Origin of the sequence: Nostoc sp. FACHB-133, from assembly GCF_014698055.1 — a bacterium.
GTDB lineage: Bacteria > Cyanobacteriota > Cyanobacteriia > Cyanobacteriales > Nostocaceae > Nostoc.
The window spans coordinates 145,367-156,950 of record NZ_JACJSH010000012.1; the positions used below are offsets into that span (position 1 = coordinate 145,367).

The 11,584-nt window shown below is 42.7% G+C and carries 10 protein-coding genes; 7 read left to right on the forward strand and 3 right to left on the reverse strand.

The features are described 5' to 3' along the window. Window positions 1-100 precede the first annotated feature (100 nt). From topA to H6G86_RS12810, 5 genes are all read left to right on the forward strand, one after another. Complete coding sequence (gene topA / locus H6G86_RS12790) at window positions 101-2,761, forward strand: type I DNA topoisomerase (protein ID WP_190934641.1); 2,661 nt, start codon at window positions 101-103, stop codon at window positions 2,759-2,761. A 501-nt stretch (window positions 2,762-3,262) separates the two neighbouring features. Beyond that, entirely contained in the window at window positions 3,263-3,403 is a 141-nt protein-coding gene (locus tag H6G86_RS12795; RefSeq protein WP_012410890.1) for a hypothetical protein, read from the forward strand. A gap of 7 nt (window positions 3,404-3,410) precedes the next feature. Then, a complete protein-coding gene (gene aroQ, locus H6G86_RS12800) occupies window positions 3,411-3,878 on the forward strand; it encodes a type II 3-dehydroquinate dehydratase (protein ID WP_190934642.1) in 468 nt (155 codons plus the stop codon). Window positions 3,879-3,990: 112 nt separating this feature from the next. Beyond that, window positions 3,991-4,929: an ADP-ribosylglycohydrolase family protein gene (locus H6G86_RS12805; RefSeq protein WP_190934643.1), complete on the forward strand. Its 939-nt coding sequence runs from the start codon at window positions 3,991-3,993 to the stop codon at window positions 4,927-4,929. 416 nt (window positions 4,930-5,345) lie between these two features. Next, window positions 5,346-8,039: an HD family phosphohydrolase gene (locus H6G86_RS12810; RefSeq protein WP_190934644.1), complete on the forward strand. Its 2,694-nt coding sequence runs from the start codon at window positions 5,346-5,348 to the stop codon at window positions 8,037-8,039. Window positions 8,040-8,586: 547 nt separating this feature from the next. Here the strand turns inward: H6G86_RS12810 and H6G86_RS12815 are convergent. The 3 genes from H6G86_RS12815 to H6G86_RS12825 all read right to left on the reverse strand — a co-directional run bounded on the left by H6G86_RS12815 (window position 8,587) and on the right by H6G86_RS12825 (window position 9,972). Beyond that, window positions 8,587-8,976, reverse strand: coding sequence for a type II toxin-antitoxin system VapC family toxin (locus H6G86_RS12815; protein WP_190934645.1), 390 nt, complete (start codon window positions 8,974-8,976; stop codon window positions 8,587-8,589). Continuing rightward, a complete protein-coding gene (locus H6G86_RS12820) occupies window positions 8,973-9,212 on the reverse strand; it encodes a hypothetical protein (protein WP_190934646.1) in 240 nt (79 codons plus the stop codon). The genes H6G86_RS12815 and H6G86_RS12820 overlap by 4 nt, the downstream gene beginning before the upstream one ends. A 103-nt stretch (window positions 9,213-9,315) precedes the next feature. After that, window positions 9,316-9,972, reverse strand: coding sequence for a TetR/AcrR family transcriptional regulator (locus H6G86_RS12825; RefSeq protein WP_190934647.1), 657 nt, complete (start codon window positions 9,970-9,972; stop codon window positions 9,316-9,318). 335 nt (window positions 9,973-10,307) lie between these two features. Here H6G86_RS12825 and H6G86_RS12830 point away from each other — a divergent pair, with 335 nt between their 5' ends. Both H6G86_RS12830 and H6G86_RS38660 read left to right on the forward strand, forming a co-directional pair. After that, window positions 10,308-11,261 carry a Rieske 2Fe-2S domain-containing protein gene (locus tag H6G86_RS12830; RefSeq protein WP_190934648.1) on the forward strand — a complete coding sequence of 318 codons (954 nt, stop codon included), beginning with the start codon at window positions 10,308-10,310 and terminating at the stop codon, window positions 11,259-11,261. Window positions 11,262-11,422: 161 nt separating this feature from the next. Next, window positions 11,423-11,515, forward strand: coding sequence for a hypothetical protein (locus H6G86_RS38660; RefSeq protein WP_313930939.1), 93 nt, complete (start codon window positions 11,423-11,425; stop codon window positions 11,513-11,515). The last annotated feature ends 69 nt before the right edge of the window (window positions 11,516-11,584 follow it).

The window sequence follows — 11,584 nt, forward strand, 5'->3', positions numbered from 1 at the left end:
AAAGCACCGCCCTAAGCGCGACCTTTTATCTTGACAATTTGCAAAAATTACCTCAATTTGACTGTTTAGCTTAGTAGCTATTCTTTTTATTGAAATTTCCATGTCAACTCTCGTCATCGTCGAATCTCCAACCAAAGCTCGTACCATTCGCAACTACCTGCCATCAGGCTACCGGGTGGAAGCGTCTATGGGTCATGTGCGTGACTTACCCCAGTCGGCTAGTGAAATTCCTGCTGCCGTCAAGGGGGAAACATGGGCGCAGCTAGGGGTAAATGTGGACGCCGACTTTGAACCGGTATATGTTGTCCCGAAAGACAAAAAGAAAATTGTCACCCAGCTTAAAGAAGCCCTTAAAGATGTAGATGAACTGATTCTGGCAACAGACGAAGACCGGGAAGGTGAAAGCATTAGTTGGCATTTATACCAATTGCTGAAGCCGAAAGTTCCGACTAAGCGGATGGTGTTTCACGAAATCACCCAAGAGGCGATCAAAAAAGCTCTGAAAGACTGCCGTCAAATTGATGAGCAGTTGGTTCGCGCCCAAGAAACGCGGCGGATTTTAGATCGACTCGTGGGTTATACCCTGTCTCCCCTGCTATGGAAAAAGATCGCCTGGGGATTATCTGCTGGGCGGGTGCAATCTGTAGCTGTGCGGCTTTTAGTCACTAGAGAACGCCAACGCCGCGCTTTCCATGAGGGTACATACTGGGATTTGAAAGCCAGTTTGTCAAAGGAAAAAACCCCTTTTGGTGCCCAGTTGGTAACATTGGCAGGAACCAAAATTGCTAACGGCAGCGATTTTGACGCAGCGACTGGAGAAATTATCGCAGGTCGTAATGTCTTGTTGCTCAACGAAGACCAAGCCGTAGCCCTCAAGGAACGCCTAACAGGGAAAACTTGGAGTGTTACCGACATTGAAGAACGCCCAGTGACGCGCAAACCGTCGCAACCGTTTACCACCTCGACGTTGCAACAAGAATCTAACCGGAAACTGCGCCTCTCAGCCCGTGACACGATGCGGGTTGCCCAGAACTTGTACGAACAAGGGTATATTACCTATATGCGGACAGATTCGGTGCATTTGTCAGATCAAGCGATCGCAGCAGCTCGGAGTTCTGTAGAAAAGCTTTACGGTCAACAATACCTCAGTCCCCAACCCCGGCAATACACCACCAAATCCAAAGGCGCACAAGAGGCACACGAAGCAATTCGTCCAGCAGGTAGCACCTTCCGCACCCCCCAAGAAACTGGTTTGGGCGGTCGAGAACTTGCCGTTTACGATTTGATTTGGAAGCGGACTGTCGCCTGTCAAATGGCTGATTCCCGCCAAACTCAAATTAGCGTGCAATTGCAAGTTGAGGATGCTGGATTCCGTTCTTCTGGCAAACGGATTGAATTTCCTGGATATTTACGTGCCTACGTCGAAGGTTCAGATGACCCAGAAGCAGCACTGGAAGACCAGGAAGTAATTTTGCCCAATCTGAAAGTGGGAGATCATCCGAATTGTACAGAACTGGAAGCAGTTGGACACGAAACTCAACCCCCAGCTAGATACACCGAAGCTTCTTTGGTGAAAACCTTAGAAAGTGAAGGTATCGGTCGTCCCAGTACCTACGCCAGCATCATTGGCACAATTATCGACAAAGGTTATGCCCATTTGGTGAGTAACGCTCTCATTCCTACCTTCACCGCTTTCGCCGTCACCGACTTACTGGAAAAACATTTCCCAGACATCGTTGATCCCAGTTTTACCTCGAAGATGGAGCAAACCCTTGATGACATTGCCACAGGTGAAGCAAAATGGCTACCCTACTTGCAGAAATTTTATCTGGGAGAAAAAGGGCTAGAAACCCTGGTAAAAGAACGGGAAAGTCAAATTGATGCCACCAAAGCTAGGACTGTAGAACTGGAGAATCTAGATGCCAAAGTCCGTATTGGTAAATATGGCCCCTACATTGAAGTTACAAATGGTGAGGGGGTAATCACCGCCTCAATTCCCAAAGACTTGACACCAGCAGACCTCGACCCCAAACAGGTAGAAGTATTGCTGCGGCAAAAAACCACAGGTCCTGACCAGGTTGGTCGGCATCCCGAAACTGGCGAACCGATTTATGTGAAAATCGGTGCTTATGGGCCTTATGTCCAATTGGGCGATAAAACCGACGAAAACCCCAAACCGAAACAAGCTTCTCTACTCAAGGGTGTCACCCCAGAAACCGTTACCCTGGAAATGGCTGTTGGTCTATTGGCACTACCCCGGACATTGGGAGTTCACCCAGTCACAGGCAGCAAAATCCAAGCAAGTTTGGGACGCTTTGGCCCTTATGTGGTTCATGACCAGGGTAAGGAAGGGAAAGATTACCGTTCCCTTAAAGCTGCTGACAATGTATTGACAATTAGCCTAGAACGTGCATTAGAACTATTGTCCGAACCCAAAAAGGGACGCAGTTCCACCAACAGCAAGTCCAAGGCAGCCTTACGCGAATTGGGCCCACATCCAGAGGACGGGGAAACAATTAACATCTACGATGGCCCTTATGGCCCTTACATCAAGCATGGCAAAACTAATGTGAGTATCCCAGAAGGTCAAACTGTAGAAGATATAACTCTGACTGAAGCGCTTAACTTGTTGAGCGCTAAGGCATCGACAGCGAAATCGACTCGCAAAACGACTAAATCAACGACTTCCAAATCTAAGTCAACTGCTAAGTCAACTGCTAAGTCAACGACGGCTGCGAAAAAGAAAGTCACAGAAGGCTAACTGTAAGTCAACTAATTTTGGATTTTGGGTCATAGCTTTGGTGCGCTTCCAGTGCAACTCGAATTTTGGATTAAAAGAATTTTGCGGTTCATACCCCGATGCCACTTGCTTTATGCCGGAGAATCCGTCCACCGCAGTGGGCTCCCCCTTGTAGGCAAAATCTAAAATCTAAAAGACGCTCCTACGGACGCTCGATGACTCGCTAACGCTAAGGCTAAGGCTACGCTATCGTAAATCTAAAATTCGTAGTCAAGAGTCCAAAGTCCGATCTTTAAACTCTTGACCCTTGATATTTATCCTTGATAGGATGCAGTTCTGTAGGTTGCAAGTGTGATACTCTAAAAAGTAAGGGAGAACACAACGCCAAATTTTAGAAGTGGCTTATGTCCCAAAAACGGGATTGTGTCTGTGCCCGGTTGGAAGCCAGAGGTACGACAATGTGCCATTTTCTGCGTACCTGTTAATCAAAATTTGAGGTAGTATCTCAGGAGCATTCAGTTCATGGACTATATAGAAAAGGTGCTGGAAAAGCTTAAGGAATTAGCACGCAGGCTGATTGAGAGCCTGTTAGGGCCAGAGGCTGAACCGGAACCGGAACTGATTCCGATTCCTGTGAACGATCGCTCGCGTCGTCGCCACTAGATCCAAAGTGCTGAACTCGACATTACAACCCTTAAGCATTCTGGCACTGCATGGGCCAAACTTAAATTTGCTAGGACAGCGAGAACCAGGAATTTATGGTTCGTTGACACTAGCTGAAATTAACCGCCTGTTAGAAGAAGAAGGATTCAAGTTACAGGTGAAAGTTTTTCCCTTGCAGTCAAATCATGAAGGAATTTTAGTAGATACTATTCATGAGGCATTAGGACAACATCAAGGAATTTTGATTAATGCGGGGGCATATACTCACACAAGTGTGGCATTGCGAGATGCGATCGCGGCTGTTAACTTGCCCACAGTCGAAGTGCATCTGAGTAATATTTACCGCCGGGAAGATTTTCGCCATCATTCGTACATCGCCCCAGTTGCGATCGGGCAAATAAGTGGTTTTGGTGTTCAAAGTTACTTGTTGGGCTTACAAGCTTTGGTAAATCATTTAAGAAAAAATGAAACGTAAAGCATGAAAAATGAATCGATTTTAGAGTTTAGATTTGGAATTAAATTATTCAATCCCAAATCTAAGTTACGCTAGAAGCGCACCAAAGGTGCAACCCAAAATCTAAAATTCTATGCGTTACTCTCCTATAAGTCGATTTAGAGGTACTTTCCTCGGAGCATTTCTGGGTGGAAGTTTAACATCTGATGGTAAAATACAGTCTCAGAGTTACCTAGACTTAGGCAGAATGGCGATTCTGGGTACTGAGAGTTTAATTAATTTGGGTAAATTAGATTTAGATGATTGGATAGCGCGTCAGCAGCAAGAATCTCTTCATTTAGCAGCTGATGATATATCGATAAAAATAATTATTGCCACACTACCAATAGCACTTTTTTTTCACGAAAATCCGATTAAGCTGCGACAAAATTTGCTGCGTGTACTAAAAATCTGGGAAGATGATCCAGTAGTAAGGGATGGAACACTCGCGGTAGCTTATGCGATATCTCTTGCTCTAACTGAAAAACTCGACCCTCTAACCCTCATCCCACAAACAATTTCTTTTCTTGGTGAAACACCGACATCCATACCAAAAAAATTATTAAAAGTCCAGAATTTATTAGAGCAAGGGGCAGGATTGTCAAGGGCGCAAGCTGAGTTTGTTAGGGAAGAAAAACTCAGTAACACTATTGCTATGGCATTTTACTGCTTTTTGAGTACCTTAGAAGACTTTCGCCTTGCGGTTTTGCAGGCTACTCACAATGGCAATTCTAAAGTGCAAGATGCTACATCTCTAAGCTCACAGGCTACAGGTGCAATTGCTGGTGCTTTATCAGGAGCATATAACGGTATAAGCGGAATTCCTGTAAATTGGCAAGTCTTGCTGTTGCAAAGGAATTCTCCAGTATGGGGATTAACTAGCTTTTCCCAAATGTTAAAATTGACCGATGCATTTGTGGCGGTGTGGTCAGGAGTGTATGATATTGACCTAAATCCCAGAGAGTTAACACAGGGATGTGAGGAGGCTTTGCTTTCAGTTTACGCAGCTCCTCGCGTTATTCGATCACGTTAATTTTATTTCCACCGAAAAATGGTGCGGGTACTAAACTCTCAAAATTAGCTTGATAAGCTGTTACGTATACAACTTGCACTATCAGGGCGGGCTTTTCGGCCCACCCCAAAATCATATTGAAAAAATATTAGTGCAAATTAAAGGCACAACAGCTTAAAACATAATTAGGACAGCTTGAATTAAATCCAGCTACCATCTCAATTAACTAGACAAGGGGCTTTTGCCCATTGCTATAGTGTACTAGTCTTATATACTAGAACTTTTCAGCAAACCTCAGACAGATTCTGTCAGTAGCTATTGTGGCAAATCAGCTTTAATTAGCCTCCGTCACCGTAGTTGCAACAGTAGCAGATGAAATTTCCCTGATGATTGTCTTTTTTTTGAGCTATCAAAGTAGGCAATTGCAGGCAGAGATAATGAAAATGCAGGAATTTTTGCAGTTCTTAACCCAGCAATTGACTCACTGGCGGCGACAGTACAAAGGACTACGCCGTAAAGGAAAGTTAATGAGAAGTCCCAAAAGTAAAAGCGATAGAAAGCAACTTTTAAGGACTTTCCAGAAGAATGTAATCTTATTTTTATCCAAAAGCAATGACAAAAGCGCTCGTCGAAAACAAGAAAGAGCGCTCCAGTCAAAGGCAAAATCGGTAACAACTAAGAGTAGTATTTATTCGGTCTGTTTAGATTGGGTGCATGAACACCGCTCTTTAGGAATTTTAGCGATCGCTGTATTATCCCTTACAGGCGTTATTGGGCAAAAATTATACAACCAAACTCAACTCCAACTAGGACATCCCGCGCCCCAAACTATTACAGCGCCTTATACAGCTAAAATTGAAGATCAGAAAAAAACAGAAGCCGAGCGCAAAGCCGTCAGTAGAAGCTCCTTACAAGTGTTGATGCTGGATGCGCGAATGAACGAACAAATCAACGAAAATTTGCAACAACTTCTAGATGATGGTAACGAAATTCGCGCTGTTGCTGGAGCTTTTCCTTTTTTTGATTCTGTAGTTTTGCCCATCTCTACCCAGCGTTATCTCCGCTCTTGTAATGACTCAGAATGGCAAGCGGTACAAGTTGCCGTAGAAAATAGTAAAAATCAGCAAAAGAAAGGAACAGGACAAACCACCTCATCCCGTCCATCATCTATAGCTGCACCCAATCAGGAACGCCAACCGCGCACAACACCACAGAAAACAGAGCCAGTTGATTTTTCTCAAAGCACTGATTTTACGCAAGCAGTTGCAGAACTAGAATCTTACCGCCTCACAACTTCTGAGAAAAACTTATCCTTACTGATTGCCCAAATTTCCCAAACACGCAAAAGATACACTGAAGCTACTACCAAACTTTTACAGTTAGAGACTGTTACCCCAGAAGCAGTATACGAGGAATCATTCCTTTTGGATTTGTCAGATGTGGAGTGGGAAAAAACACAAATGGGAATCCATCAAAGTGCAGAGCGGATTCTCACTCAAGGCATCCCACAAGGACTGCCAAAAAATATCTTACAGGATGCGGTGAGTTTACAATTGCAGTCCCTTGTACCAGAATCCGCCCAACCTTTGGCAAAGAACCTGTTGTTAGCTGTACTCAAGCCGAATCTGCAAAAAGATGAAGAAGAAACGAGAGTAAACGCTCAAAAGGCTGCTGCTGGAGTGCCACCTGTAATGGAAGAGGTACGGCATGGTGAGGTAATTGTCAAAAGAGGAGTGCAAATTACTGCATGGAACTTAGAGGTGCTGAAGCATTATCGCCTGGTTCGCCGAGAGGTAAAATGGCGGGGGTTGTTGAAGTTAGGAGGCTTGATTGCGATCGCCATTGGCATTTTTGTCTGGGTAGAACGCCATGTTGATTATGAATTACGACAACGCGATCGCCTATTAGTTTTATTGCTAACTCTAAGTGTGCCAGGATTGGTGACAATGGGATTGCCTTACACCACTTGGAGCGCCCTTGGTTTATTGTTGGGAAGCTTCTACGGTCCGACTTTAGGGTTAACAGTTGTTGGACTGTTGTTGCCGATATTAGCTGTTATCTTGGATATGAGCAAAGTTGCGCTTTTAGCTGGTGCTGGTGGGGCAATATTAGGTAGTTACATCGCGCAACGATTGCGATCGCGTGAAGAATTGGCATTATTAGGGCTTGCGATCGCTTTAACTCAGGGCGGCATTTACCTGATTGTTAAAATCTTAATTGGTCAAGCATTTGGTTCAACCTGGTATATCGTTCTCCGAGAAGCTGGATTTTTTGCTTTATCCGGTTTAGGCTGGAGTGTTGTGGCTTTAGGGTTGAGTCCTTATCTCGAAAAAGTTTTCGATTTAGTCACTCCCATCCGTTTAGCAGAGTTGGCGAACCCTAATCGGCCCTTATTAAAACGACTCGCTACAGAAACTCCTGGAACTTTTCAACATACGTTATTTGTAGCTACCCTTGCCGAAGCTGCTGCCAAAGAACTAGGATGCAATGTTGAACTAGTTAGGGCTGGAACACTATACCACGATATTGGCAAAATGCACGACCCACTTGGATTTATTGAAAATCAAATGGGAGGGCCGAATAAACACGATACAGAAATTAAAGACCCTTGGAAGAGTGCAGAGATTATCAAAAAGCACGTAACAGAAGGGTTGGTGATGGCACGTAAACACCTTTTACCGACAGCGATTCAAGCTTTTATTCCAGAGCATCAGGGAACGATGCTAATTGCCTATTTCCATCACCAAGCCCAGCAAATGGCTCAGGAAGATCCAAGTTTGACAGTAGACGACGCAGATTTTCGCTACGATGGCCCGATTCCCCAATCACGGGAGACTGGAATTGTAATGTTAGCGGACTCTTGCGAAGCCGCGTTGCGATCGCTGCAAGCATCGGCTAAATCTGTGGGAGAAAAGCGATCACTTAAAGATGTCTCCACAGAACAAGCTTTAACAATGCTGAATAATATCCTGCGTGCGAAATGGCAAGACAATCAACTTGTTGATTCAGGATTAAAGCGGGAAGAGATGTCACAAATTGCTCAAATATTTGTAGATGTTTGGCAGCAATTTCATCACAAACGGATTGCTTATCCTAAGTTGAAGGCTAGTAACACTGTGCGGAATTCATAATGCGATGTCCACCACGGGCTACGCCTACGCGTACCTGCTGATAATCTTGTTAAGAGTTTTTTTTTCAGGGGGGCGAGCGTTCGTCTTTGTCGGGCAAAATTAGCTATTAGCTAAGTCATTTAAATTTAATCTGTATTATGTTAATTAAAATTCTGATCAAATAACATTAGAAATGAGAAGTCGTTCAGAAAGTTACGCTTATATATTGAAGGAGTGTAGTAGACTCAATATATGTGGTTTTGAGCCACAGCTTAGTAAAATTATTAAATAATATTACTTACTACTATTGTTTGTGGTGACTTATTTACTATTTTGATACCGCAAGCATTTCTTAATTTTTACTTTTTACTTGTTAACAATTTTCCCGTTGGATTTTCGACAATCCCAAGGCTTCTTTAATCCTGGCTGACTCGACACCCCAGCTCTAGATGTGATCGCTTGATAGTCGCTGGGGTAAATTAATTTGACCATTCGTAAGCGCTCGCCAGATTTAGTTTTAATAACTCAAGCTTCATCTTCATCAATAGCCAATATAAGGTAGAAGTGTTTATGAAAGCGTTACCACACCAGAATAGTTAAGGATTTTCGTATCAACAGTTAACAAAGGACACCTATAATTTATCGCTGTAGCTACAATAATTTGGTCAAAAGGGTCGCTATGAAATCCGCTTAATTGAGTTGAATCAACTACTATCGGCAGCGTCAAATTTAATAGCTGTATTCCGGAATAAGCCAAAGCTGTTTCCAGCCATTCATTAACTGAACAAGAAAAAACTAGTCGATTTTTTTCAACTAATTTGGCGACTTCCCAACAAGAAACAATACTTACTCCTAAACCCTGAGATTGATATTCTTCTATATATTCCCGATGTTTTTTAGTTAATCGCTCGTTATCGTCAACCCACCAAACCCAGATATGTGTATCAAGTATAATCATTGCAAAAATTCCCAATCTGACAAAGCGACGGGTTCTGTTGGCTCATCATAACGGAGTAGTTTACCTCGCATTGGATAGAGATTGGTTTCTAACTGGCTAGGTGGTGCTTCTTGAGGCTGTGGAATTTTAGCTTCGAGAATAATAACCTCCACAGCATCCCCTGCATGAAAAGGTAAGTCCCGCAGTATCAAAGTTCCATCTTCACTTAAAACAGCTTCTACTTTATGAGCATTCATCTTGCTACTCCTATTTTTTAATCCAGAGAAAGTCAGTTACTTACTCTAGTTTTTTTATTATGACGGTTTGGCACGCGATCGCAGTTTTCCCAATATTCAATCCCTAATTCTCACTACATCGCACCCCAGCCAAAATAAAATTAACTGCTGCTTGAGTATGCTGCTCGATCATTTCTGGACTCAGCAGTTGCAAATCAGGTCTAGTATGCTTGATGTTTTCGTAAGCGTTGAAGTATAAATTACAAACCCCAATAATATGCAGAGTTGTGAGAAATGGATCGATCTGACGGAAACAACCTTCTGCCATCCCTCGCTCTAAAATCTTGATGAGATAGCTAAAATTTTCTTGCCAATTTGCCTGTTTGAAATACTTTCCCTGATTTTGGTTTGCTTCTTGAAACCAAAGCATCCCTCTGTGCGGGTGAGCAGCTTCGTAAGCGATCGCTTCTTTGACTAGCACCTTCAACGCCTCCTCTGGTGGGAACTGATCCAAATTTAGCTGCTCAAACCCTTTGTGCATCTCCACCGCCGGACGTTGCAGAACAGCTTCATATAGTCCTTCTTTGCTCTGAAAGTAGTAGTAAATCATCGCTGTGGTGACACCTGAACCTCTAGCGATCGCCTCAGTCCGCGCCCCTTGAAGTCCATTTCTGGCAAACTCCGCTTCCGCCGCATCGAGAATCTGCTTTTTCGTCACTTCTGCATCACGCACCTGACGCGGCTTTTTAGATGAAAATTTTGATTGCGTTGAACGACCCACGTTTCTCCATCATCATAACGAAAATATATTAACTAAAAAATTGGTTAGTAGTTGACATAGAAAATGAAATTTATTACATTAATATCAACTAACTAAAAATTTAGTTAGTTGTATAACTGATCCATGCAGTAGCCGAAGTCAGCCAAGTAAATGCTTGGTAGTGTTAGTTCGTCCATTGCAGATAAGACTTTAATTTCCCAATTGACATTCAAAATAGCAATGTAGGGTAAGTGACACCAGCTTGTCTACAACTTTTAATTTCCAAGATTGCGTTACCTTTTGCTAACGCATCTATCGAACTTCAATAAATAACTTTTCAATATTTTGGAGGAAAAATGGAACCAATTTTACCAGGTGCGCCTTGGTTAATCGCACACAAATCTACATTAGGAGTCAATAAACCCAATAAAATAACTTTAAACGGACAGGATTATGTCATTTGGCAAAACCCAAAAGGCGAAGTATTTGCCCTTGATAACATCTGCCCGCACATGCAAGCACCCTTATCAGACGGCTGGATTTGTCAAGAGAGAGATACTATTACTTGCCCTTTTCATGCACTAGAATTTGATGGACAAGGTAGACTACAGCAAGGAGAAAAAAAAGACAATCAGCCAATTACCAAACCATTAAAGCTAATTATTAGCAATGATTGTATCTGGACTTATGCTGGATTTGAGCCAAGATTACCAATTCCAGATTTGCATCAAAAAATTGTCGATGAATACGAGTTTCTCGGAGTAACTGGGGATAAAAGTATTCAGGGTGAGTTTTTGACTAACCTGATGGTTAACTATGACTATAATCACCAAAATGGTACTCATAAAGAACTATTTAAAATTACAACTTGTAATGTCAGTGCTTTTGAAGAAAAAGGATATTATGCCACAGTTAAACAAGAACTGATTAGAGCCAACAACACGCTAGGAGAAATTATCAAAAATCCTGTTTTGGGAATATTTCCTAAAACACTTTCTAACACACTAGAATACGCATTTCCTTCAACTACAGCTTTTTTTGCTAAAACGCCGATTGGTGATATTGCTCAAATTCATATTCTCTACCCTGAAACAGACAAAATCACCAAAACTTTTATTTTGATGTATGCCAGAGTCGTCAATCCTTTGATGAAATTTCTGTTTAAAAACTCAGTTTTACAAGCAGCAGCCACAGTCATTCAACAGGATACGGGTGCAGTTGAAAGTTTGTATCCTCGGCAAAAACCGAAAATTAGATTGCCAAATGAAGAGATTATGTTCTACGCAGAAAAACTCTACCGTGATTGGTAATTTGGATTTACAAAGCCTAGCTAAGTTTTAGAATTAAATAGATACTGTTGCTAATTCCTGCTAGAGGTACTTAAATATGCAGCAGCTAAAATCCGCCGAAGAAATTCCAATTTCCACAGTTAACCAACGTACTAAAAGAAGCAGAAAGACTCTATCCGCCAGTGTATGCCTATAATCGTGTTGTCCTGAAGGATATTGAGTATGGAGGCTATCGCATCCCAGTAGCGACTGTCTTAAAAGTCAAGCGATCGTGAACAAAAAACCGGGACTGTGAACATTGACGCAACAGGGGAACGCTGCGCTAGATTCGGTGGTGGCTGGTA